This window comes from Methylocucumis oryzae (assembly GCF_000963695.1).
Classification (GTDB): domain Bacteria; phylum Pseudomonadota; class Gammaproteobacteria; order Methylococcales; family Methylomonadaceae; genus Methylovulum; species Methylovulum oryzae.
The window spans coordinates 1-24,000 of record NZ_LAJX01000097.1; the positions used below are offsets into that span (position 1 = coordinate 1).

Here is a 24,000-nt window from a genome sequence, read left to right on the forward strand (position 1 = left end):
GCCAACTTAACTAAACTGCATGAGTTATGGCGGCATTAAGTAAGGCAGCTCAAATGCTTTGCCGTCGTTATTTTTGCCCGCTATCGCCATTGTCAAACGCCTTTTAGTGGTCAGTATGGTTTGTGTCACTGTTTAGGCTATTGCCGCTGTTCAACGCCAGGCGGTTGTACCGTTACGCGAGTTTTTGATCAAAGAGCTAGCAGAATTAAAAACGTCTGCTCAACAATTTTTCTGACAAGTTATGTAGATACTTATGATCTTAAGGGTGCGCAACATTACTCGTTTGACCCAATAGCACGGCAATCACCCCATTTTACAGCGTCGCCTAACACGTTAAACAAACTAGGTAACGCTGTGTTTGCTTTAGCGTGAATATCGTGAAATAACACAATACCATGACGTTTTAATCAGCATTAAAGCAACCATGCGCCCGATAATGGCATCACTGCTAATCTTTTGATTCCAATCTTGCGAATCTAAATTCCACAGCGCGACGCGTAGCCCTTGGCGTTGAAAAAAAGCTCCGCTATCGACTTTACGTTGCCCATAAGGCGGTCTAAACAACGCCACTGTTTGTTTATCAGCCAGCGTTGACGCTATTAACACTTGCGTCCGCTGAATCGACTGTTGCCAATCCGCCCATTTAGCATGTGATTGATGTTGATAACCGTGTATAGCCACGCACTGTTGACCATAAAGCTTAGCCAATTCATCTTTAGAGTTTTTTTTCAAACGACTCGAAAAATTTTCTCCTAAAACAAAAAACACAGCAGATTTTTGCTGTGCCGTTAGCATCGTTATTAACTCATCGGTAGTGCTTTTAGGTGCGCTAGGGCCATCATCGAAGCTTAAATAAAATAGCCGGTCAGCTAACTCATCGCCATTAAATTCTTGCGCGTTAATAACCGAAACTTCGCTATTTACCTTAGGGAATAACGCAGCCAAGCGCATTTGCTCACTGGCGTAATCACCGGCAAAGCCTGACAACTGCTGCTGCCAAGCTGTCAACGCAACCGGAATTTTAGCGGTTATTAACCGTGCCTGAGCCACAAAATTTTCAGGCTTCACACCAACCACAGCACATGTCCAATCACTCGCTTGGCAATCCGTGGCAGCTAATTGGTAATTACGCCCAAGCATCGCAAGTTGTTGAGTCATCCAATCGTTAATCGACGCTCTACTCAAGCTTTTAATATGAAATTTAGCCAGTAATTCTGCATCAGACGCTTTGCTTAACTTTTCTAGCACCGGTGCATACACTAATAAAGCGGCGCGCGAGGCCTTATCAAAGCCAGCGGGGTTATTAATAGCTTCAGGCCAAAGCCTATAGTCAAACTGGGCAACGGTAGTCGGCCCGGCACTTATCGCGGCGGTGCTAAGCCCTAATAAACCCCACAATAAAAAACATTTGACTAGCCTAGGTTTCATTACTTGGTAGCTTTTTAGAGAGTGTTGGGTACACAGAGAGTATACTACCTTATGACTTCGCGATAAGGCATTTTGGTTAATCATCATGCCCATAAATCCGCCAGCGAAAACTCAACGGCATCGAACGGCGGGACGGCAACCCGGTCGTCATCTTTTAGTGTGGCGCTCAGCAGCCAATGGCTTTCCCGCAGTTCAAACGCTTCCAATGTCTGCACCGCCGGATCAACCAGCCAAACATGTGCCACGCCATAACGGGCGTAAAGGGGTAGCTTCACCACACGGTCTTTTTTCATTGTTGATGGTGAAAGAATTTCACAAACCCAATCGGGGACGATTTCAAAACGATGGCCTTCTGGAATCGACGGCATACGCTCACGCCGCCATCCGGCCAAATCCGGTACAGTCAGCTCTACGTCACGGACGAAATGCACTTCAGGCTCCGGAATAATCCACCAGCCGCCTGGCCCGCCCCGACCCAAACCGAACGGAGCGTTCAAATCGGTGTTCAAAGAGCCAGCTGCTAAACCATGCCGTCCCGACGGACGCGGCTGGGCATATAACTCACCATTCAGGATTTCCCCAATGACATGGTCCGGCAAGGCCAGCAATTGTTCATACAAATCGAATTTTAATACGGCGTTCATAGTATTCTCCCCTAGTCATCATTGCCTTGAACGGGTTGTATCATGGACAATCTCCAAATGTTAAGGGAAAGATACTCACAACGTACCCTACCGAGCTTGTTTGTATTTATCGGACGTTTGTAATTTTAATTTTTCATTCATCGCCCAAACCAAATTATTTTTTGTCAATGGATTATTCGGCTGATATTCAAATGCTTTTTTAAACATTGCAATCGCATTATCTATTTGATTTTTAGACATTAGCGCAGTGCCAATCCCATTCAGTGCGTCAATGTTTTTAGAATCTAAGGCAAGCATGTTATTCCACATTTCAATGCTTTTATCGTATTTAGCCAATTTAAAATAATTTAGGCCATAATCAAAATAAAAACTTACCGTGCGCTTGTCTAGCGCAACTTTTTTCTTGTTCCAGAATCACAGCCACAACTTTATCCCGCTCGCTAACTGCCCAAGCCAGATTGTTTTTCGCCAATTGAAATGACGCATCTATCTGAATAGCTTTTATACATGCATCCACGCCTTGTTGGTATTTTTGTATCAACGTGTAAGCTACACAAAGATTATTGAAGGCGATAGCGACTGAGGATTTATTTCTATCGCTTTTTCTAAATAAGGAACACTTTTCCCAGGCATTTTATTATCAGTGTAAGCTAAAGCAAGATTGATAATATTGTCGAAAGTAGGATTAGCAGTTGCTTGCTTTTCAAGAGAAGAAAGGTCGCTAGCCGGTTTTTCTGGAACTGCATTCGGATATTTGTTCATACGGTAAGCCAAATAACTCAAAGGGAGTAACACTAGTAAAACAATAAACACTGCCCCGAACACACGCTGATAGCTCATAGAATGATTTGTTTTCTGAAATTCCGAAAAGTATAACTAGTTCTTTGGTTTAAGCACTTTTTTGAGAATTGCATGGTTTGCCGGTTTCTCTATTACAAAATAACTCACACTACTAAGTATTACACTAGCGAAAAACACAATGGCAGCAGCAAGATAAACATTATCAGTAATATGAAAATCAGCATCCAACTGTTGATAATAGCGAATCACCAGTTGATGAAACATATAAAAGCCAAAACTAATTTCTCCTAAAAAAATGAATATTGGATAGGATAAAAATGCCGATAGTTTTCCTGCCTGAAATGCAAACACTAAAATACCTATGGAAATGGGAGCCCAGTAATAACACGAATACCGGAAAACCTGGGGAATATCATCATGGAAATAGAAAAAAACTATGAATAGTAAAATCGCCAAGCACTCCAATAATGTCGCGAACCCAAGGCCAGGGAAAGAGATTTTTTTTAGCCTCGCAAATACTTCAAATAATGCCATACCTATAGTGAAATCAACTAAGCGCACGAAAGGATTGATATAAAAAATAGTATGCTCGGTTACCCTGCCTGGAAAAAACGGCATTAACCCTATAATACAGACGCAGGCGCCAAGCAAAACTAATGAAACAAGCCATCGATACCGGCAAAATGCCAAAATCAAAACAGGGAAACAAAGATAAAAAAACAGCTCGTCGGAAATGCTCCACGACAACGCATTGCCAGAGAAAAAATAGCTTCGGTCAGGACCAAAACTTTGTAATAAAAATAAATTTGCGAAAAACGGTTGGGTAAAAATTTGTGTTTTTGTCCCATTTTCAATCAGCAAAATGGGAACTGCCAAGTATAAGGTGACTAAATGCAACGGATAAATACGCGCAAATCGTTTAACAAAATAATATGTTCTGCTTATTTGATTATTGAGCAATTGATCTTTATAGGTATACGACAAAATAAAACCACTCAATATGAAGAAAAAACCTACTCCGATATACCCTTCATAAAAAACCTTATTGTAAAAGCCGTTAAATCTATAATTATTTTTAGGGAATAAAAAACGTTAAGTGGCTAAGAAATACCATTAAGGCGAACACAAACCGCAAGGATGTAAGAGAATTAATCATGAAACTCTAAAGATGGATTAACGCAGTCTGGAGTAAACCTACCTAAGCGAAACAAAGGCCGGTGAAACTGGGAACACTATCTTATGCGCTAAGAGTAATACCGACCTGCCAAACCGACCTAAACCCCATCACTTCGCGCCTTTTTCTTGCATACGTTTAATCGCTTTATCATAAACAGTGTTGTCTTTGGCGCGTTTAGCGTAGTGATATTCGCGTAACGCATCGTTCCACTGCCCTGCTTCTTCATAGATTTTGCCGTTGTTATAATGTGAGCTGGCTTTAACCGTAGCGGCACTGGCACCGTCAGCTAGCGCAATCGCTTTACGGTTAGCCCATAACGCTTCGGCAACATTACCGGCTTTTTGAAATGCTAAGCCTAAATTGCTATACGCTTGCCCAAAACTACCATCTAACTCTATTGCGGCTTGATACAAGCGAATCGCATCGTCTAATTTGCCAGCATGATAGGCTTGCTCACCTTGCTTATTCAACGCTTTCGAGGTCGCTACTGCTTCAGACGTATACTCGGCTGAGCTAACTGACGTATGGTCGATCACGCTTTGAAACTCAGATGTCTGTAAGCGCTGATAACTGGTCACGGCTTTTATGGTATTAAAATCTTGCAAATCGCCTGACTCGGTCACCGCAAACACGGTCCATAAATTACCGATTTGATTGGTTGGCACATAATAGGTTTTGACTAAGGTCTCACCAACATAAACAAACACTTTCGCTTGACTGTCCGATAAGCGTTTAGAACCTGGCGCACTGGCATCAGAAAAATTATGCACCGCATAAACATAGCGCTCACCTTCGTGTTTTACGTTCAATGTAATCGTCTCAGGGCCAAAGCTATTCGTATCATCAACATCTAATAAGGCATCGGTACCGGTCATATTTTCAAAATAAATATGGTTATTCGGATACACGATATGCGAATCCAAATCCTCGGGTTTTGCGCCCCAATTCAAAACAATACGCATAGCATCTAAGCTTTTCATGACTGGACTTATCGCATACGTCATATCAGAACACGGGCATTTCACGACTAGCTCCGAATAACCTGGTTTTTTGACAATCAGCAGCGTACCAGCATCATCGGCATAAGCACTGTTTATCGTTGCCATGCCTTGAGCATTACTGGTTGCCGTTAACGATTGTTCGCCGTTTTTTTGCAAAATAACCGTCGCATCAGCAATTTTTTCATCTTTTACCGTAGCACTTAACAATTGAACATTCACCGCATTGTCGGCCTGAACCGATAACGCGGTGAATAACAAAGGCAAAGCCAATCGTTTTAACGTATTCATTATTGCTCCGTAGGCTTATGAACTATAACGCTCTATCATTTTTTCAGCTTGCTCGGCGAATTGCTCTAAATTACCCGACTTAACGCCTTCCACAGGAATCACGAGTGCTGTATCTAATGTAATAAAGATATACACATAGCGTTTGCCATATTCGACTCTAAGCAATTCATCCCAAGCCATTTTGTTTTTACCACTCGGCGATTCTTCAAATAAATACTTAGGATTTGAAGGGTCAATTTTTAATTTATACATACCGAACATGTTGACTTTTTCTTTCTCGGAATAACTTTTCAACACTTGTCTATGCAAGTCTTTCAAAATGTATAGCGGTGATAACAGCCCCCACAACACACCGATAACTAACACATAAGCCGTGGTTTGAATATCGTTATAGAAAAAATAATAATAAGAACCCAATACAGTAATAAACGCCGGAATCAACCAACGGTTTTTCTTAATATTATTTTTAATGTCTTCGTTACGCATAAACTGTAATTCATTGAAATGAATTAAGTCTTTTTCTTGGAATTCGTATTCAATTTCTAACATGAAATATATCCTTGCTTGTTGTTATAAACTGTGACTATGCACTTTTAGATGGGACAATGTGAAGTAGGGACAGGGCGTTTAGAGAGCAGGTGTTGGCAGCAGGGATGCTGCCGCCAAGCCTACAGGGATGTATTTACGGCGTCCTGCGCTCTGAATGTCCTGTCCCTACTTAAGTTGGTAGCCTAAACTGTCAATGTAATTTGATTTTGATATAAACACTGCGCCTAAACGCATTCGATAATGTTAACATCGCGGTACGGAAATAACCGTGAATCGCGATTTGATGCATTTTGTATAACGACAAATACACCAGCTTGGCAATAAATCCGCCTATGCTCACTGTACCCATTAAGCTACCCATTAAATTGCCTACCGTGGTGTACTTACCTAATGAAACTAATGAGCCATAATCGTAATAAGTAAACGGTACTAACGCTTTACCGTTTAGACGGTTGCACAACGATTTATACAACGCCTCAGCTTGTTGATGGGCGGCTTGTGCTCTCGGTGGCACATTACCCACACGTCCCGTCCACGCACACGCGGCACAATCGCCCATTGCAAAAATATCGTCATCGCTGGTTTTTAACGTCGCATCGACAATCAGTTGGTTTAGTGGATTAGTCTCTAAACCATCCAAATTCTTTACCCAATCGGGTGCTTTAATGCCGGCAGCCCACACTTTAATATCCGCCGCTATAAATTCGCCATCATGCGTCAAAATACCTTCGCGATTGACTTCAGTGACGCGCCGACCTAACTTCAAATCGACACCTAACTTAGCTAATTGCTGTTGCGTCGCCATCGCTAAACGATCCGGCAAAGCCGGTAACAAACGGGTTGCGGCTTCGATAATCGTCAGCTTAACATCGCTAGGCTCGTTTAAGCCGTACATCGCTAACACGCCTGTCACTTCATGTAATTGCGCAGCTAACTCCACCCCAGTAGCGCCCGCGCCGACAATGGCAATTGATAGAGGTTTTACTTGTGCCGGATCTTTGCCAATATATTGTTTTAAATAAGACTCGAACAAGAATTTTTGAAAGCTAAAACGCCTGCATCGTACTATCTAAAAATAAACAATGCTCAGCTACCCCTTTAATATTAAAAGAGTTACTGACCGAACCAATCGCCATTACTAGCGTATCATAGTGAAATGTTCGGCCTGGAATGAGTTCTTCACCTTTATCATTTAACGTAGGCGCGACATAAATCTCTTTCTTAGCTCGATTTAACCCTTCCATACGCCCTAAACGGAAACGAAAATGGCTACGATAAGCCTGCGCTAAATACTCCACTTGTTCAGATTCATCCAACGTGCCCGCAGCCACCTCATGTAACAAAGGCTTCCAAACATGCGTCGCGGTGGCATCGATTAACGTAATTTCAGCCAATTGTTTTTTGCCCAGCTTTTGCCCCAAACGGGTTGCCAGTTCTAAGCCTGACGCACCGCCACCTACAATAACGATTTTATGTATGTGGTTATTCTCAGTCATCCCCGTTCCTCTCAATAAAGTTTATGCCCATCAAAACTGATCGTGATACGTTTAACTCAGGCACATTATACGAAACAATGCTACTACTGTGTTATTTCTTGGTGGCGGGAATGTATTGGTGAATAGCTCTTTAAGGATTAGCTTGCTAACAACCATGATGTGTTATATTAAATTCAAAAATGATGGGCTGCTTTTTACGTCAAACGCCTGGGGGTATAGATTTGGAACCAAACATAATTATTGCGAGCTTTCTTTTAGTTGGCTTAGCCTTACTAGTTAAGGCTGTATTTTTTCGTCCAAAACTTCCTGAAAGCAAATCCTTCAAATGTGCACGCTGCTCAACTATATCCCAGCACACAAAACGAACCATTGAAGCATGGCGCCGAGGAATCAAAAAACTCTATTGTTCAAAATGCCATCAGTTATGGCTTCAATCCCAACCAAGCAGACATGCTCATTCTCATCGTTCTGGAGGTTGCTTGCCTGTATTGGCATTCGTCGTTGCATTACCATCAGCAGCGATTGGATTACTAAAGTGGTTTACCTAAAAATGGGCTGAGTATCTCTAAATATCAATTTTATAAACAGCACAGCACAAACTTAGAGCTTAAAGCTATGAAAGTTCTTTTCTATTTAGCTAATATAATATTGTCCACATATAGCTATTCACCTGTTTGGTCGCAAAGCAACTTAGAATGTAATTATTCAGGAACACAGTCTCAAATGAATGTCTGCGCTGAACGAGAATTCCTAACATCAGACCTAGAACTAAATCAAATTTATAACGAGCTAATAAGTTGTTTAATAGAGAAAAAATTTAAGACTCTCCTGACAGAACAACGTACTTGGCTCAGAGCACGAGATTCAAAATGCAAAAAATTGGCGAATAATGAAGCTAAAGGAGGCTCTATGTGGCCAATGTTATTCAATAGTTGCCGAGCAACTTCTACGAAAGCCCGCATTGAACAACTGAAAAAATGGAAAAAGCAACCGGCATAGAACGTAATAGTGATAATGCATTGCCGGTATGATTGCTCCAATCGATAAGGTCATAAATTGTAATAATAGCCGACGAGCATTCCGAATACTTCATTGTTGTTGAAAGATTCCGGAACTTGCAATAAACCGTTACAAATCCCGGTCACTAGCAGCATTTTATGTATTTTCTATACAAAAATCGTTTATTCACCTAACGCATCTAAATATTTTTCCGCATCTAATGCAGCCATACAACCAGAACCGGCAGAAGTAATCGCTTGCTTATAAACAGAATCCATCACATCGCCCGCCGCAAAAACGCCTGGTACGCTGGTTGCCGTTGCATTGCCGTTGATACCGCTATTGACTTTGATATAGCCGTGTTCCATCTCTAACTGGCCGTCAAAAATCGCCGTATTAGGTGTATGACCAATCGCGATAAAAACTCCGTGTACATCAACTTGTTTCGTTTCACCTGTTTGGGTGTTTTTAATGCGTACACCTGTTACGCCCATGGCATCGCCTAACACTTCATCTAAATGATGATTCCACTCAATCTCGACATTACCCGAACGCGCTTTTTCCTGTAATTTGTCTGATAAAATTTTCTCTGAACGGAATTTATCGCGTCTATGCACAACAGTGACTTTAGAGGCAATATTGGCTAAATACAACGCCTCTTCTACCGCCGTATTACCGCCACCGATAACCGCTACCGGTTTGTTTCTATAAAAAAAGCCATCGCAGGTTGCGCAAGCAGATACGCCTTTGCCTTTATAAGCCTCTTCTGAATCTAAACCTAAATATTTTGCTGAAGCTCCGGTTGCAATAATTAAAGCATCGGCGGTATATTCACCGACATCGCCGGTTAATTTGAATGGTTTTGCCGATAAATCTGCTGTGTGAATATGGTCGAATATCACTTCAGTTTCAAAGCGTTGAGCATGTTTTAACATGCGCTCCATTAATTCAGGGCCTTGCACCCCTGCATCATCACCGGGCCAATTATCGACGTCGGTAGTGGTGGTGAGTTGTCCACCTTGCTGCAACCCTGTGACAATCACAGGCTTTAAATTAGCTCGTGCTGCATAAATAGCAGCAGTATAACCGGCTGGGCCAGAACCTAAGATTAGTAAGCGACAGTGTTTGGTCGTAGTCATAAGTATCCTTATATTGATAAAAGCCCAGCAATTATGCAGACTAACGGCATTTTCGACAATGAAATTGTATAAGCTATCTGTTTTTTAACAACTTTGTGTCAAAGCGGTAACTGCCTTATGATTTAATGTAATTTCTTTACAATTTACTCTATAATCATGTTTTATTGACAGTTTTGAGTTCACTATGTCTGCCGTGATGGAAGAAAAAACGTTTTCGTGGCTTGCGTGAAATTGCCGTTTTAGGCTTATTAGCAGGCGCTTTATTCCTACTCATCTCATTGTTTACCTTTAGTATTGAGGATGCAGGCTGGACGCACAGCGGCACCGGTCAACCCATACGCAATGCGGGCGGTGTCATTGGCGCATGGATAGCTGATATTAGTTTAAGTTTTTTTGGCTTAACGGCTTATTTGTTTCCTGTCATCATCGTTTGGCAAAGCGTTTTGCTTTATAAACGCATACCACAAACCCGCGAGCAATTATTCATTATTTGCTTAGGCATTATTGCCTTTATCACCGCTACGGCAGCACTCCTGCACTTGTATATGCTGAGAGTCGGAATTGAATTACCGCGCGCAACCGGCGGTATTTTAGGCGAGGAAACCGGTGAAAAAGCGCTTAACCTTTTAGGCAATTCAGGTGCAACCATTTTTTTACTGGTGTTATTGCTAGCCAGTATTACTCTAGTCACTGAATTCTCTTGGGTTAAGCTTATTGATAATGTAGGCAAATATGTTTTGAGCCTAACCAATCAAGTTTGGTCATGGTTAACTCAGCTCCACCTGACAAAACCCACTCTACCTACTCTGCCAACGCCATCTGCGCTAGAGGCTGTTTTTGACGTATTCAGCTCATCTGAGGACACGCCCGCACCAACAAAACCTGCCCTCAAAACAAAACCAGCTGCCAGCCCTGCTCAAGTATCGGTAGCGTCACAACACACTATCGTCAAAAGACCTGTGGTGACTTATGATGCCAGTCAAGGCGTGTTACCTAGTTTAGAGCTACTCGATGACAGAGTGTCGCATGTTAAGGGCTATTCCCAAGCTGAACTCGAAGATATGTCACGCATGGTAGAAAGCATCTTAAACGACTTTAACGTGAGCGTTAGTGTCGTTGGCTACCTGCCTGGCCCGGTCATTACTCGCTTTGAGTTACAACCTGCTGCTGGCGTTAAAGTTAGCCGCATCAGCACCTTAGCAAAAGATTTAGCACGCGCGTTATTGGTTACTAGCGTTCGTATCGTTGAGATTATTCCTGGTAAATCGGTAGTCGGTTTGGAAATTCCCAATCGTGAGCGCGAAATGGTTAATTTCCGCGAATTAATGGCTTCGCCTACGTTTACCAAAGCCAAATCGTTATTAACATTAGGCTTAGGCAAAGATATTGCTGGCGTATCTGTGGTGGCTGATTTAGCCAAAATGCCTCATGCCTTAGTGGCCGGTACGACAGGTTCAGGTAAATCGGTCGCGATTAATGCGATGATTTTAAGTTTGTTGTATAAAGCTACACCGCAGCAAGTACGCATGATTATGATAGACCCTAAGATGCTTGAGTTGTCGGTTTATGAAGGCATACCGCATTTATTGACGCCCGTTGTGACCGATATGAAAGAAGCCAGCAATGCGCTACGTTGGGCGGTTGCTGAAATGGAACGGCGTTATAAGCTCATGTCTAAAGTAGGCGTGAGAAATTTAGCCGGTTTTAATCAACTCATAGAAGAAATGGCCGCGCGCGGTGAAGCGATTAAAGACCCGTTATTTGCTTCGCTTGAGCCTTATGTTGAATGCCCGGAGCTCACCACATTGCCCAGTATTGTCATTATTATCGACGAGTTAGCCGATATGATGATGATAGTCGGCAAAAAAGTCGAAGAACTTATCGCGCGCCTAGCGCAAAAAGCGCGCGCAGCAGGTATTCATTTAATTTTAGCCACGCAAAGACCGTCAGTTGATGTGTTAACCGGCTTGATTAAAGCCAACGTGCCGACGCGAATTTCTTTCCAAGTTTCGTCACGTATCGATTCCAGAACCATTTTAGATCAAGGTGGCGCTGAAGCCTTATTAGGCAATGGCGATATGTTGTTTTTACCCTCAGGTACTAGCATTCCTATTCGCGCACATGGTGCGTTTGTTGATGACCACGAAGTACACCGAGTGGTTGAGTTTTTGAAACTCACTGCACCACCGGATTATTTAGACGACATTACCAAAGGCTTTGACGATAACGGCGACAGCTTTAGTTTTAATGGCGGTGGTTTTTCAGGTGAAAGCAGCGGCGATGAATACTACGATCAAGCCGTGCGCTTTGTTACCGAATCGCGTAAAGCATCAATTTCTAGCGTACAACGACGTTTTAAAATCGGCTATAACCGCGCGGCGTCGATTATTGAAGAAATGGAAAAAGCCGGTATTGTCAGCCCAGCCGAAACCAATGGTTCACGCGTGGTGTTAGCACCGCCTCCGCCCAATGATTAAACATCAATGGTTAATGAATCTCCCATTCAAGGCTGGTTTCAGCAAGGTTTAAGCTACCATCAAGCAGGAGAACTCGCCAAAGCTGAGGCGCTATATCGCAAAATCTTAGCCGAAGCGCCTAAGCATAGCGATACCTTGCATTTATTAGGTGTATTGCAACAACAAAACAAAAATTCAGCTTTAGCTGTGGAGTTAATCAAGCAAGCGATTGCTATTAATCCCAACATAGCCGCTTACCATTCAAACCTAGGCATTGCATTACGCAATTTAAACTGTCATGAACACGCCTTAGCCAGCTATGAACGCGCCCTCACCTTAAAATTCGATTTTCCTGACGCACATTATAACAAAGGCGTAGTGTTAGAAATGTTAGAGCGTTATGAGCAAGCCTTACAAAGCTATTGCTATGCCAGCCAGTATAAACCGGATTATATCGATGCCTTGTGGAATGAATGTTTATGCCGCTTAAAACTAGGTGATTTATCAACCGGTTTTGCGCAATACGAACGGCGCTGGCAAAATCCAAAACTAGATTTACATTTTTTTCCTAATTTAACTCAGCCACGTTGGAATGGTCAGGACAGCTTAACTAACAAAACAATTTTCCTAGTCGCCGAACAAGGTCTAGGTGACACGCTACAATTTTGCCGCTACGCTGAACAACTGGCTCAACTTGGCGCAAACGTCTTACTAGGCGTACAACCGCCATTAAAGTCGTTACTCAGCCAACTAACAACCGTATCCGGGGTTTACGTTAAAGGCGATGTCTTGCCTGAATTTGATTATCAATGTCCGCTAATGAGTTTGCCTTGGCTATTAAAAACCGAGTTAGCGACCATCCCTGCCACGCAACAGTATTTAAGCGCATCTGAAGAATCCAGTGCTTATTGGCGTCAGCGCTTACCGCCATCAACACGACCTAGAGTAGGTTTAGTTTGGTCAGGTGGTCAGTTACACAAAAACGACCATAACCGCTCCATTCCATTAACCGAGTTCGCGCCACTGCTAGCGTTATCCGAACGGATTGAATTTATCAGCGTACAAAAAGAAATACGCCCTAATGATACAGAAACCTTAGCCCGTTTTTAATATCGCGCATTATGGCGTCGAATTAACCGATTTTAACGTCACAGCGGGCTTGATTACCGCGATGGATTTAGTCATAAGCGTCGATACCTCAATCGCACATTTAGCCGCCGCGTTAGGCAAGCCGGTTTGGTTATTGTTACCGTTTAATGCCGATTGGCGCTGGTTATTAAACCGAAATGATAGCCCCTGGTATCCTACGATGCGGCTATTCAGGCAAGCCTACAGCGAAACCTGGCGCGATGTGATTAAAACTATTCATCTGGAATTAGCCAAACGGTTTACCGATAGCACGTCATTAACCGACAGGGAGTTGCTGTTATTGCAACGCTTTAATGCCTTAACCGAGCAACAACAGCTGGCTTGGTTAACGCTATTAGGCAATTAAGCACTTATTCAACCAATCAGTTTTCACAAAATTCTTACAATTCTTTTTCCAAGAAACATCAATTCACTTTTTATTATCATGCAGCCCTTAGTGGTTACCATAATAACAAATAACGGTTCTTGACATCCTCAGGCAGATTAATATGCTATGCGATATGAAAATACCTCGTGTCGTTTTGGATACCAATATTCTTGTGGCAGCATCCAGAAGCCGGAATGGTGCGTCACACGCCTTGCTATTGGCATTGAAAAAACATCAATATACCGCGCTGGCATCAGTACCTTTGATGCTAGAATATGAGGCGGTTCTAAAAAGACCGGAGCAACTGGCCTTTACGGGACATACGCTATCCACAACCGATGACTTTCTAAATGCACTGTCATTATTTATTGAGCCTGTACACTTGCATTATCTTTGGCGACCGCAATTACGCGATCCCGCTGACGAGATGGTACTGGAAACTGCGTTAAATGGTAGTGCTGAAGCATTGGTTACCTTAAATGTTTCTGATTTTGTAACCGCCAAACATTTTCGCCTGCCAGTGTTAACTCCAGGCGCATTTTTGCACCAATTACTAGAGGAGTATATCAAATGACTAATTATGCGTTACGCGTACCCGAATCACTTTTTACATACGCCCGTAAGATAGCAGAGGAAGAACATGTGTCAATGAACCAGTTTTTCGTTATGGCAATTGCTGAAAAAAGTTTCCGCATTGAAAACAGAGTCTTATTTTCGTGAGCATCAATCTCACGGCAATCTTAATGCTTTTGACACTTGGCTCAACGCCAGCCCTGACGCAGAACCAATGGCCGGAGATGAAGTGATTTGACACAAGCAGTGCTTTCTTGACGCTAGATTGTCTTTGTTTGTTTTTTCGATAGGACGTTTAATTATTAACCTACCTGTAGGTTCGCTATTATTTGGCCACTACAAACCAATCTAGCAATAAACAGCCAACTCTATAGAGACACAACATTACTCAATTGAGGGCATTAAACAATGCAAGGAACATGGATTAGAAAGCCAACAGGTGACTGCACAGTTATTTTTGTGCATGGGTTTAATTCCAATGGCGAAGATTGTTGGAAACATGAAAATGGTACTTATTGGATTGATTTATTAAAAGACGATCAAGAATTTGAATCTCTTGGCATTTATTTATATACCTATCAAACGAATTTGTTGAGCGGCGCTTACAGCCTAAGCGATGTTGTTGATGATCTTAAAGAGCGATTAATTAATTTCGATAATGTGATAAATAATCATAAGATTGTTTTCGTCTGTCATAGCATGGGAGGGATCATTGTCCGTAAATTTCTAGTTGAACGAATTAATGACTTATTAGATAAAAAACGTCGAAATTGGGCTTTTTCTAGTTGCATCTCCTTCATTAGGCTCGAATTATGCAAATTGGCTTAAGTACATTGCTGACATAGCAGGTCATACTCAAGCGAAAACTCTACAATTTTCCCAGCAAAATGTTTGGCTAAATAATTTAGATAAAGAATTTCTCAACTTAAAAGAATCAGGCAGATTAAAGATAAATGGAAAAGAATTAATTGAAGACAAGTTTATTTACATAAAAAAACTTGGCGTTTTTAGGCAAATTACTTAATAAAGTGAACCGCAAACAAGTAGTTCAATATTTCTCTGGAGCTAGATATTTCTCTGATTATCACAAAATACCAAACTCAGATCATTTTTTCGATTGCCAAACCTGAAAATAAAGAAGCTGATCAGCATCGGCATTTACTGGTATTTTTGCGTAAATTTAATGGCTCAGGTAAACCATCGACCATTATAACAACTTCAACTAACCAGCTATCACCGAGTACTGAGTCTTCAGCAATAACAGCGTCGAGCGTAAACACAGAACTCCAACAGTTACGCGCTGAACTTGGCAGCGTTTATAAAAAAAAAACTTGATGACATCTCAGAAAAACGAGCGACGGGACAAATTGAAGCGGCCTGGGATGAATTGACGACCGAGCTAGCGTCATTAAACGGTAAGGTAATACCATCAGAAATCCAAGCACGTTATTACTATTACGCGGCTCGCTGGGCGCAAGAAGATGACAAACCAGCTGAGCAATATCAACGTTATTACGAAATCGCCAAACGCCTTAATTCAGAATTAGATGATAGAACTTATCGGACTTTTGGATTCAAAGCAAAAAAGCAATTTGACGAGGCGATTGCTGTGCTTTCACCGCTCGATTCTGAAGCAATTGCTGTTAATTTGCTCTGTTGTTTATTAGATTCAGGGCGATTTTCAGAAGTTGACGGATTCATCGATAAATTACAAACGCCTGTAACAGATGAAATTCGGCGGTTTCACGCGCTTTGCTGCTTAGCGACAAAGAATGCCAATAAAGCGTGGCAAATTTTTGAACCCGCCCTAGCTGAGAATGTAGACCACATTTTATTTCAACTGACTGCTGCTTATATTACTTTTTGGCAGGCTGTAGCTAGTGAGTTTCATATCGAAGGCGTTTTTATCGCCTCAATTTTTTTGTCGCCAACACGTTCTCGCTTAATAGTGAACGAGAACAGCAAATGCGCGTGGCCTTGCGTTATCTGGAACAAGCCTTAGCTAATAAGACAGAGCTGCGACAGAAAGTAAAGAAAGATGTTATTAGCGCTTATCTAGCGGTTTGCACTTATTTGCCCGATAAACATGAAGCGGCAAAACAAAAGGCACAATCTGTTTTGGCTGATAATCCTCTTGACTACCCCGCCCTGCTTTGCCTATTACGGCTTTGTGTTACTGATTATGATCTGACGCGTAGCTGTGATGCCTTGCATCAGGCTTGTGAACAACCTAATGCACCGATTGAGCAAATTGCTACTTATTCAGAGCTTTTGCTGCGTATAGGTAAAAACGAAACGGCGTGGCAATATCTTTCGCGCTTTGAATATCGTTTTTTGTCAGAAGATGAAGGAAATAAGCACTATTGGTTTGACCTTGCTCTTCACAGTCTTGCGCCCTTAGATCGGTTATCTGAATTAGCAGAGCGCATAACGGCATTGGATGATTCCGCCCAATGCCTGCGGATTAAAGTGGCTTATTGGTTGGCGTGTCATGAAGATGCTAAAGCCTTGAGTATTGCCAAAGCATTAGCACAAGACCCCGCGACTCGGCTTGATTGTGCGAATTTGGTTAATCTTTACTATCAAAAACAGATGTGGCTGGAGGTTACCGAATCCGCTGGTAACTATTTAGAGCGCTTCAAAGAAGAGTCCCCCTCGCAAGTTGCCGATGTCCTTGCGCAGGCGTGGTATGCATTGGATAAACCTAAAGAGGCGTTGGCTGTTTTAGAACAAAAAAAACCACTCTTTGAACGCGATGGACGACTTGATGATTATTATCATCGTTGCGTATCTGTGCAACATGCGCTAGGACAATATGCGCAAGCATGGCAAGCCAGCGAGCCATTGTGGCAAGCGCGACCCAATGAAGAACTGTTATTGTACAGGGCATATTTTCAAGTCATGTTGGGTGAGAGATCACGGGCAATAGAGCTATTAAAACAGGGTATTGAACAAGGCTTTAAAAGTGCACAAGTTTTAATTCAACTCGCGCATTACGCGCTGCCCAATGACCGCGAAACTGCGTTTGAGTATGCAAAAGAAGCGGTCAACTGTTTTCCCGATAATCCGCATTTATTGCAAGCGGCGATGCAGATCGGTTTTAATTCCGGGCATAGCGATTGGGCAGGAATGCAATTGGCAATATTGCAGCAAAAAATTTCCAAACAGTGGCTTAATGCAGCCAATTAAACTGCCCCAGCTTTTGGAATGGGGTCGTAAAGATCAAGAGCGCAGCCAAGAAAATTGGCAAAAATTCCGTACAGGTCAATTACCGCTACATCTTTGGTTAGATAGCAGAAACACCCCATTAAGCGTGGAATTTTATTGGCGATGGCAGCATAATTACAGTAAGCCACTACGCGAACATGTACCTTTTCCAATCTCCTATGCGGGGCGTTCCGTTGAGCCAGACCACTGGAACAATAATACGATAAGCATGGACTATTCAGCCTGTCTTATCGCTCACCAACTCAAACTCTTTCCAACTCTTGCCGATAGTTTTGAAGTCATTTATGTCGCGCCTTCTTTGTTAGGTTTGATTGTAGGCGAAATCCATCAGCTTTCCGAGGTGCAAACGGATCGTGTTGAACAAGCAGATAAACTGCTTAATGCTTTAAACGAATTACCTATCATTTTCTTACCAACGCCACAATTAGAGCAGGGCGATTTTAACGGTTTGCAATTACAAGACCGTGTTGAATGGACATTAGCCCAGCAAGAAGGTTTGTTGATCGTCTCTGATTTCTTTGCTACCGAATTGTTTGAATCGGGCAGTATTCCCACCGATTTAGAAAAGTTGCGCGTTTCTTATGCTGATTTGTTTACCGCGCTAGCAAACAGGGGTGAGTTATCGTTAGATGACAACCCCGTTAAAGGCTTGTTCGCACGCCATGCTGATTCAACAAGAGTTGCACAATTAACTAACGGTACAAAACTGTTGCTGGATAGTGCGTGCTTACAACATTTAAACCAAGCAAACGTATTAGAAGCCGCCAGTCAGATTTTTCAATTATATTGTCTTGATGACATTAAAGATCAGTTCCGCAACGAAATTGAAAGTTATCAGTATCGGCAAAAAATTAAAAAGTCGCTGGAATCATTACAATACGAACTCAGGAAATTATCACACAAGGGCAAAATTCAACAGCTAACATTGCGTCCAAATCCAGAGAAACAAGGTGATGCACTGCATAACCTACCTTTAGCTAATGAATTAACCGAACTTTTTTTTAGTGAGGCAATGAACTGTCCTGTTTGGATAGATGATCGCTTACTCAGCAGTTATCACCACCTCTCAGCGCACGAACCTATCGTTGGTATTTATGATGTGTTACTGGTTTTGCATACACGCAAAAAAATTACAGACGGCAAATTTCTGGAATGTTTTCGCCAGTTGATTCGTGCAGGGGCTGGTTATCGTGTTCCGCCAGCAGCCTATGTTATTGAAGAATTGATGCAAGCCAAGCTGGATTCAAAACGGGGTACTCTGATTGAAAATTCGTATTTAACAAATCTTCGGGTGACTGTTGCGTTATCGCTGAGTTCTACGTCTCTTCTCAATAAAGAGCCATTGCGACAAGGATTGTTATCCGAGATACAGGAATATCAGTTTCAATTGCATTGTTTAGTCAATAGGGTAATGGTAGCGATCTGGACGACTGATAAACTTAATCAGCAACAGCGCATTGCCTACGCAGATTGGCTTTACGAGCATTTCCTCCCTCAGCAAGCTCGCCCTGTTTTCTGGATTACTGATGCTAACGAGCGTATTCAAAGCTTGGCAATAGAACACAGTATTAGAATGAGTCTGCCTTGGCAATTTATACAGTCACAGCAAGCAATAGCAGAGTATTATGATTGGCTTTTCACTTGCTTAGAACCTATATGGCAACACCAACCTTCAGTGCGCGATGCGGCAATAAATCGCTTTGCTGAACTCATGGTTAATCAAATACAAAGTCTTTCTCAGCAGGAAAAAATTGACATCGATTCCATAGTCGAATGGTTCATTAGACCATTACAGTTTTTCCCTGACGATATACTTGAACTCTTGCTTAGTCATGCTGACATTGAACCACATTTTCAACGCTATTTTTTGACAGGTTGTCGTATTGATTCACTTGTACTATTTTTTACGGCAACAGAATGGACAAAGTTCACTGAAGACTGCATTAATAAAGGAACGATTCAGCCCATACATCAAGATCGGCGTATTACGCTGACGTTTAATCCTCGAAAGGGAATAGACGATACCTTCACTGTTTCCGCGCAAATGGCCAATGGCCAAATAGGCACTGTAAATATGCTTAGCCCTTATCGCCGACTTAAACATCCACTAGCCAGTCAGCGCATTGACTGGCTGGACGGTATGATACAAAGCGGACTGCTGAATGCAGACGATGACGCGCAATACCGAACACGTCTGCAAAGTGACGATTTTCAGTTAGCCAGTGAAGAGTTAAAAAATAAATGCCTACACTCTGGCAATGTTTTCTTTGCTTATGCTCCTCTAATTCTTGGTATTCAAGATATTCAACGAGCGCATCTCGCTGAAATTTTACCGCCCATTGTTGACATAATCGCCTCGGTTTCACTAATCACCGCTTCGGCAGCAGAGACAGCGCATTGGTTATTTGCGACGCAACCGGAGCAAACGAAAAAACGCTTAGTGGCTCTTGCGGCTCTGCCTTATGGCGCACCGTGGGACTTGGCAACAGCTGTAAAACAAGCCATTGATAATCAATTAACTTCTGTCGACGCATTACAGGCAATAGTCAGTGACATAGCACAATCGAACTTTAATCCTATCGTTCTTCAGAACCTTTTGTCGTTATCTCTCCAATTGCCTGAAATAGCGGCTAATGTTCAAACAGAAACACTGATTCAAACGCTATTGACTCTCATAACGAATGCCGCGTTTGATCTTTATATCAAACTGCTGCATGTGATTTGGCTGCATTTTCAACTTACGCCTGCGTTTGCGACCTGTCATTACTCTTACGAGCAACGCGTTACTTGGGCTTATATCTACGCTGATCGGATGTTGGATAGCCTTTTGCAGCGAAATTTACATGACAGGCAGACTGCATCGAATAACATCGACAGAATTTTAAACACACTGAAAGCACAGATTAATCCTTTTAATGACATAGATAATGAAGCCGATGTGACCTTGCCATCCACCGCATCTTGGTGGCGAACGGTAATAGGTGGGACGCTAGGAATAATGTTGCGAAATAACTATTCTTTAGCAAAATGTTAAAGAAACCGTTATTGGCTTACTTAATCCGTTGCTAAAGGCTTATTACGCACTAGATGAAAAAAAAATTAAGGAATTCTGATTTTCTCGAACCAACCGATTACCCAACTAACCCAAAAAACAGTGCTATCAGTAATCAGGGATGGAAACTTGCTGTAACACTTCGTGCGCAATTGAATGGACAGCCTGAACCATCAGAAATACAACCTATGTCATTTTTGCTGAATGCCATTAAAGAGGGGAATGGTAACTCGGTAACGGGTTATTTATTGAATTTAGCACGCTACCCTATACCTATCGAGCTGGTTGAGTCATTGATCGATTTAATTGAAATCCTTATCAATGAACCATTTAATCAAGCCAACAAACCATTATTTTCAGCACAAGCCGCCATACTTGGACGATTAACGTGTAACCTCGCCTTAGACTTACGTCAGCAATTGATTAAACAGGTTATTGAAGGATTAACTAAAGATTTCAGTCTTTGGCCAGCTATTCCAGATCTAAGCATTCAGCTCTACCGTTTCGATTCGCACGAGCAACGAATTCATGTGTTCATGACCACGCTAACAGAAATGGCGCGTGTGTTGCCTATTGAGAAACAGGATTACAGTGATTTTTACGCATTTATCCGGCGTATCGAAGCTTATATACCTACAGAAAACTATCCTAAATTATGGGATGTTTTAACCTCGTAGATTCAAGTCATAGGTGCAACACCTGAAAATAAGTTGAAGTATTGATCTGACATTTCCCAAAGAATCGTGCAAGCCAGTGAATTTCTTGGTCGTAAATTAATTTAATCGATCGCTTGATCGACTCACTCTTAGTTCACATTTAGCGACGATTTTTTGGCATTCTTGACGAACTTGTAGCCCCTATCATTAATCGAATGGAGCCGATGAACGGAATCGAACCGTTGACCCACACATTACGAATGTGTTGCTCTACCGACTGAGCTACACCGGCATATTGGTTTGATTAGAACATTGTCATAGTTATTGAGCAATAGTCCGTTACGTTTGTTTAAAAGCAACTAAACTATTCAGAATTTATTAAGTTTATTTTTGTAATAGTTTATTCGTTTTCTCACTTTTTGATGTGCTTATCCTTATGTTCAGAGCGTTCTTATTAATATTGCTAGCATTCTCGGTTAATTCAAGCGTTGCCCAAACTTATTCATTACCGATACAACTTGATTATGTGCTGATTAATAAAGTTATTAGCCAGCAACTTTCTGAAGGGTATGCCGGTAATAAAGTTTGGCAAGATGGGCATGGATGCAGCTCGTTAGCCTTAGACGATTTAAAAGTCGGCGGTAAACAAGGACATATTGCGTTGCAGAATACTGTTCATGCCGAAATAGGCGCTAAATTAGGTGGTCATTGTATGCCTTTGCTGAAATGGAACGGCATTTTACAAACCTTACAACAACCCAGTTTAAGTGCAGATCATAAGCGATTGTCACTACCTATCGTAAGCGCAACCGCTTATGATCAACAAGGCAGGCAAATTAATATCGGTCAAGTGCAACAACTATTAAACAATGTTATTCAAAGTAAATTTGCCGGTTTAACGTTAGATTTAACTAAACAGCAAGCCGATATGGAGCATACGCTAGCCTCTTACTTACCAACGCAAACTATGGCTGAGGTAAAAACTGCGTTAGCGACATTAACCCTGTCTGATATTAAAGCTAGCGACGATAATTTAGCGTTAACGTTAAATTTTGATGCGCCTAAGCCTGCATTGACCGCTAGCCAAGCATTAAGTCCAGAGGAGCAGCAACAATGGCAAACTTTATGGCAACAATGGGATAGTGTTTTTGTCCAAGCGATAGATCAAGCTGCGGTAGATACGGGTTCGAGCGAATTACGTGATACCTTAACGGAAATTTTACTAGACTCAAGACGTAGCTTTCAAACTGCGCTAACCCAGACTCATTCGACAGAACAGGATCCGGTTAGGGCTTTTTTTATGACCAGTTGGGAAAAGCTGGCACCTCATTTACGAACGGCGGCTAAGCAATTACCCGCATTGAAAAGTTTAAACTACTTAACGTTTATTGCTGCAACAGATGTCATATATCAGTTAGAAAATTTAGGCGCGCCTTTTGGCTTAAGTGTAACATCAGATGGCTTGCAAAAATTAGCCAGAATGTTGATTGTAACTAAACCACAGCAACTTAGCTGAGAGGGATAGCATTATGAGAATAGCGCTGTTACTACTATTACTCATGGTTAAACCGGTCTTTGCCGAGGTGTTTAAATGCATGGATAAAGATAAAAATACTCTTTATCAAAGTACGCCTTGCCAAGATGCGGTTAGCCAGCAACCATTAGCTATAAAAAAGCCTAGTCCTCAACAAGAAGCTGACGCAGAAGCGAGATTAAAAGCTTGGCAAGCCGAACAAGACCGCAAAAAAGCCGAACAACAAGAAGCGCAAGAAAAGGCACAAAAAGAAGCGCAGGAACGCCTAGATAAGCAAGCGCAAATAGACGCCTTAAATCGAAGTGCTAAAGCACAAGAAGAGTTAGCCAATTCTATTAAACAACGCGCTATTTATCAGCAACCGATTTATGTGTCACCTTATTGGAATGTTCCGCACTCACATAAACCACATCATAGTCCACGCTCATCTCAGGAAGAAGAACATTCTACTCAACCACAAGACCGTTACCCTAGATACCGTCATAATCCTTGAAATTCACTGTTTCCAAAGAGTGCTAGCACAGAGGAAGCGATTTTAACTTATTGTAATGTAGGATAAATATGTTAAACGAAAGCGTTAAAACGGTTATTTTTGCGAATATGCGACAATGTGTCGCATTTGCAACGAAGTTACAAGCTGTTAAATTGTATGCAACTTTTATGTTTCTTCAAGACATCAGAGTTTCGAAGCGGCAACGCTGCTTCGCAGTATCCTCCCTCTTAATGCGGTCAGTTTCTGATCGCATCTTTTTAGCCTAACTCAATAGGTTAATCATGAAACCTAACCATGATTCTAACTTTAGTTCCCCAACAAATGCTGACTTAGTGACGCAAATTGCTTTCCATGAAGCAGGTCATGCTGCTGGGATATATTTGTATAACAAGCAAAAACGATTACCCGCTTTATTTTTTGATATTCAACAACATGCAGCGGCTTTAGATAAGCCATTTACTATGCAACGTGACGCGTTTATCGCGCATGTAGAAGGCGGTTATTTAATCGATAATTTGCCGATTGATTTATTAGAAAGCGCTAGTTTTTATTCCGATGTACCTATCGACCCTTATCAAGCCTCATTTGAAGCTGATATGGTCAATTTATTAGTAGGCGCGTTAGCAGAAGCTAAGCATGTCGCTCTACGTGACGGTTTGGTATTTGATGTCAGTAACGTTGCAACCTTACAGGTTTTCGGTGGTGCATCTGACTTAGACAAAGTCTATGGCTATTTAGAGCGCTTCGTTGCTAATCCTAAACAACGTGAAATTTTATTGATTAACTTATTAGCAAAAGCGTGGGCTTTTGTTAATACGCCTAGTAACTGGCAAGCGATTGAACGCTTAGCTGAGATTATTTTGGCAAATCCAGAACAAACGATTAGTTCTGAAATGGTTATTGCCGTTTTAGATACCTAGTAGTTATAAGGTGCTTATCCGCTTCGCAGCTAAAATCGTCGCCAATACAT

Annotated in this window: 22 protein-coding genes, 1 tRNA gene and 2 pseudogenes; 13 read left to right on the plus strand and 12 right to left on the minus strand. The window is 41.9% G+C overall.

What is annotated here, in order from left to right; genetic code table 11:
• Nucleotides 1–363: 363 nt before the first annotated feature.
• The 9 genes and pseudogenes from VZ94_RS09805 to VZ94_RS09845 form a co-directional block, all read right to left on the minus strand.
• Nucleotides 364–1,428 carry a polysaccharide deacetylase family protein gene (locus VZ94_RS09805; protein WP_052700404.1) on the minus strand — a complete coding sequence of 355 codons (1,065 nt, stop codon included), beginning with the start codon at nt 1,426–1,428 and terminating at the stop codon, nt 364–366.
• 83 nt (nt 1,429–1,511) lie between these two features.
• Nucleotides 1,512–2,072 (minus strand): Uma2 family endonuclease, encoded by a 561-nt coding sequence (locus tag VZ94_RS09810; RefSeq protein WP_045779095.1) that lies wholly within the window; start codon nt 2,070–2,072, stop codon nt 1,512–1,514.
• Between the two features lie 87 nt (nt 2,073–2,159).
• On the minus strand, nt 2,160–2,408 hold the full coding sequence (locus tag VZ94_RS09815) for a tetratricopeptide repeat protein (RefSeq protein ID WP_131655526.1): 249 nt from the start codon (nt 2,406–2,408) through the stop codon (nt 2,160–2,162).
• 22 nt (nt 2,409–2,430) lie between these two features.
• A complete protein-coding gene (locus tag VZ94_RS09820; protein WP_045779097.1) occupies nt 2,431–2,613 on the minus strand; it encodes a hypothetical protein in 183 nt (60 codons plus the stop codon).
• 8 nt (nt 2,614–2,621) lie between these two features.
• Complete coding sequence (locus VZ94_RS09825) at nt 2,622–2,834, minus strand: tetratricopeptide repeat protein (RefSeq protein WP_045779098.1); 213 nt, start codon at nt 2,832–2,834, stop codon at nt 2,622–2,624.
• A gap of 114 nt (nt 2,835–2,948) precedes the next feature.
• A pseudogene (locus VZ94_RS09830) lies at nt 2,949–3,923 on the minus strand (acyltransferase family protein); the annotation flags it as partial.
• A 234-nt stretch (nt 3,924–4,157) separates the two neighbouring features.
• Complete coding sequence (locus VZ94_RS09835) at nt 4,158–5,339, minus strand: tetratricopeptide repeat protein (RefSeq protein ID WP_045779099.1); 1,182 nt, start codon at nt 5,337–5,339, stop codon at nt 4,158–4,160.
• Nucleotides 5,340–5,354: 15 nt separating this feature from the next.
• Nucleotides 5,355–5,888, minus strand: a complete 534-nt coding sequence (locus VZ94_RS09840) for a YcxB family protein (protein WP_045779100.1) — start codon at nt 5,886–5,888, stop codon at nt 5,355–5,357.
• Nucleotides 5,889–6,078: 190 nt separating this feature from the next.
• Nucleotides 6,079–7,384 (minus strand): annotated as a pseudogene (locus VZ94_RS09845) (NAD(P)/FAD-dependent oxidoreductase).
• A gap of 615 nt (nt 7,385–7,999) precedes the next feature.
• Here VZ94_RS09845 and VZ94_RS32720 point away from each other — a divergent pair.
• Nucleotides 8,000–8,383: a lysozyme inhibitor LprI family protein gene (locus VZ94_RS32720; RefSeq protein ID WP_082081532.1), complete on the plus strand. Its 384-nt coding sequence runs from the start codon at nt 8,000–8,002 to the stop codon at nt 8,381–8,383.
• 182 nt (nt 8,384–8,565) lie between these two features.
• On the opposite strand, the gene trxB is transcribed toward VZ94_RS32720, so the two are convergent.
• Nucleotides 8,566–9,522: a thioredoxin-disulfide reductase gene (trxB, locus tag VZ94_RS09855; protein WP_045779101.1), complete on the minus strand. Its 957-nt coding sequence runs from the start codon at nt 9,520–9,522 to the stop codon at nt 8,566–8,568.
• Nucleotides 9,523–9,743: 221 nt separating this feature from the next.
• Here trxB and VZ94_RS30580 point away from each other — a divergent pair, with 221 nt between their 5' ends.
• The 5 genes from VZ94_RS30580 to VZ94_RS09880 all read left to right on the plus strand — a co-directional run bounded on the left by VZ94_RS30580 (nt 9,744) and on the right by VZ94_RS09880 (nt 14,895).
• Nucleotides 9,744–11,999, plus strand: a complete 2,256-nt coding sequence (locus VZ94_RS30580; RefSeq protein WP_045779102.1) for a DNA translocase FtsK — start codon at nt 9,744–9,746, stop codon at nt 11,997–11,999.
• A gap of 6 nt (nt 12,000–12,005) precedes the next feature.
• Nucleotides 12,006–13,088, plus strand: coding sequence for a tetratricopeptide repeat protein (locus VZ94_RS09865; RefSeq protein ID WP_052700407.1), 1,083 nt, complete (start codon nt 12,006–12,008; stop codon nt 13,086–13,088).
• A gap of 1 nt (nt 13,089) precedes the next feature.
• Nucleotides 13,090–13,473, plus strand: a complete 384-nt coding sequence (locus tag VZ94_RS22750; protein ID WP_109867675.1) for a glycosyltransferase family 9 protein — start codon at nt 13,090–13,092, stop codon at nt 13,471–13,473.
• A 175-nt stretch (nt 13,474–13,648) separates the two neighbouring features.
• Nucleotides 13,649–14,068, plus strand: a complete 420-nt coding sequence (locus tag VZ94_RS09870; RefSeq protein WP_204369103.1) for a putative toxin-antitoxin system toxin component, PIN family — start codon at nt 13,649–13,651, stop codon at nt 14,066–14,068.
• Between the two features lie 407 nt (nt 14,069–14,475).
• Entirely contained in the window at nt 14,476–14,895 is a 420-nt protein-coding gene (locus VZ94_RS09880; protein WP_045779103.1) for an esterase/lipase family protein, read from the plus strand.
• 317 nt (nt 14,896–15,212) lie between these two features.
• Here VZ94_RS09880 and VZ94_RS30585 read toward each other — a convergent pair whose 3' ends face one another.
• Nucleotides 15,213–15,347 (minus strand): hypothetical protein, encoded by a 135-nt coding sequence (locus VZ94_RS30585; RefSeq protein WP_275575196.1) that lies wholly within the window; start codon nt 15,345–15,347, stop codon nt 15,213–15,215.
• Nucleotides 15,348–15,373: 26 nt separating this feature from the next.
• Between VZ94_RS30585 and VZ94_RS09885 the strand changes: the two genes are divergently transcribed.
• From VZ94_RS09885 to VZ94_RS09900, 4 genes are read left to right on the plus strand one after another with little or no spacing between them, the layout of a single operon-like run.
• Nucleotides 15,374–16,069, plus strand: a complete 696-nt coding sequence (locus VZ94_RS09885; protein WP_045779104.1) for a hypothetical protein — start codon at nt 15,374–15,376, stop codon at nt 16,067–16,069.
• Nucleotides 16,033–17,256 carry a tetratricopeptide repeat protein gene (locus tag VZ94_RS09890; protein WP_045779105.1) on the plus strand — a complete coding sequence of 408 codons (1,224 nt, stop codon included), beginning with the start codon at nt 16,033–16,035 and terminating at the stop codon, nt 17,254–17,256. Before VZ94_RS09885 ends, VZ94_RS09890 begins: the two co-directional genes overlap by 37 nt.
• Entirely contained in the window at nt 17,243–20,329 is a 3,087-nt protein-coding gene (locus VZ94_RS09895) for an HTH domain-containing protein (RefSeq protein ID WP_045779106.1), read from the plus strand. Before VZ94_RS09890 ends, VZ94_RS09895 begins: the two co-directional genes overlap by 14 nt.
• A 53-nt stretch (nt 20,330–20,382) precedes the next feature.
• Nucleotides 20,383–21,024 (plus strand): hypothetical protein, encoded by a 642-nt coding sequence (locus VZ94_RS09900; protein WP_045779107.1) that lies wholly within the window; start codon nt 20,383–20,385, stop codon nt 21,022–21,024.
• 195 nt (nt 21,025–21,219) lie between these two features.
• Here the strand turns inward: VZ94_RS09900 and VZ94_RS09905 are convergent.
• Nucleotides 21,220–21,295: transfer RNA gene (locus VZ94_RS09905), tRNA-Thr, on the minus strand.
• Between the two features lie 144 nt (nt 21,296–21,439).
• Between VZ94_RS09905 and VZ94_RS09910 the strand changes: the two genes are divergently transcribed.
• The 3 genes from VZ94_RS09910 to VZ94_RS09920 all read left to right on the plus strand — a co-directional run bounded on the left by VZ94_RS09910 (nt 21,440) and on the right by VZ94_RS09920 (nt 23,950).
• Nucleotides 21,440–22,519, plus strand: a complete 1,080-nt coding sequence (locus VZ94_RS09910) for a hypothetical protein (protein ID WP_045779108.1) — start codon at nt 21,440–21,442, stop codon at nt 22,517–22,519.
• Nucleotides 22,520–22,532: 13 nt separating this feature from the next.
• Entirely contained in the window at nt 22,533–23,030 is a 498-nt protein-coding gene (locus VZ94_RS09915) for a DUF4124 domain-containing protein (protein ID WP_045779109.1), read from the plus strand.
• Between the two features lie 281 nt (nt 23,031–23,311).
• A complete protein-coding gene (locus VZ94_RS09920; protein ID WP_045779110.1) occupies nt 23,312–23,950 on the plus strand; it encodes a hypothetical protein in 639 nt (212 codons plus the stop codon).
• Nucleotides 23,951–24,000: the final 50 nt, after the last annotated feature.

Coding starts and splice junctions, on each gene's coding strand:
- VZ94_RS09805 (WP_052700404.1), bottom strand. CDS start 1,428: ATGAAACCTAGGCTAGTCAAATGTTTTTTATTGTGGGGTTTATTAGGG.
- VZ94_RS09810 (WP_045779095.1), bottom strand. CDS start 2,072: ATGAACGCCGTATTAAAATTCGATTTGTATGAACAATTGCTGGCCTTG.
- VZ94_RS09825 (WP_045779098.1), bottom strand. CDS start 2,834: ATGAACAAATATCCGAATGCAGTTCCAGAAAAACCGGCTAGCGACCTT.
- VZ94_RS09835 (WP_045779099.1), bottom strand. CDS start 5,339: ATGAATACGTTAAAACGATTGGCTTTGCCTTTGTTATTCACCGCGTTA.
- VZ94_RS09840 (WP_045779100.1), bottom strand. CDS start 5,888: ATGTTAGAAATTGAATACGAATTCCAAGAAAAAGACTTAATTCATTTC.
- VZ94_RS32720 (WP_082081532.1), top strand. CDS start 8,000: ATGAAAGTTCTTTTCTATTTAGCTAATATAATATTGTCCACATATAGC.
- trxB (WP_045779101.1), bottom strand. CDS start 9,522: ATGACTACGACCAAACACTGTCGCTTACTAATCTTAGGTTCTGGCCCA.
- VZ94_RS09865 (WP_052700407.1), top strand. CDS start 12,006: ATGGTTAATGAATCTCCCATTCAAGGCTGGTTTCAGCAAGGTTTAAGC.
- VZ94_RS09880 (WP_045779103.1), top strand. CDS start 14,476: ATGCAAGGAACATGGATTAGAAAGCCAACAGGTGACTGCACAGTTATT.
- VZ94_RS09890 (WP_045779105.1), top strand. CDS start 16,033: ATGCGCGTGGCCTTGCGTTATCTGGAACAAGCCTTAGCTAATAAGACA.
- VZ94_RS09895 (WP_045779106.1), top strand. CDS start 17,243: ATGCAGCCAATTAAACTGCCCCAGCTTTTGGAATGGGGTCGTAAAGAT.
- VZ94_RS09900 (WP_045779107.1), top strand. CDS start 20,383: ATGAAAAAAAAATTAAGGAATTCTGATTTTCTCGAACCAACCGATTAC.
- VZ94_RS09910 (WP_045779108.1), top strand. CDS start 21,440: ATGTTCAGAGCGTTCTTATTAATATTGCTAGCATTCTCGGTTAATTCA.
- VZ94_RS09915 (WP_045779109.1), top strand. CDS start 22,533: ATGAGAATAGCGCTGTTACTACTATTACTCATGGTTAAACCGGTCTTT.
- VZ94_RS09920 (WP_045779110.1), top strand. CDS start 23,312: ATGAAACCTAACCATGATTCTAACTTTAGTTCCCCAACAAATGCTGAC.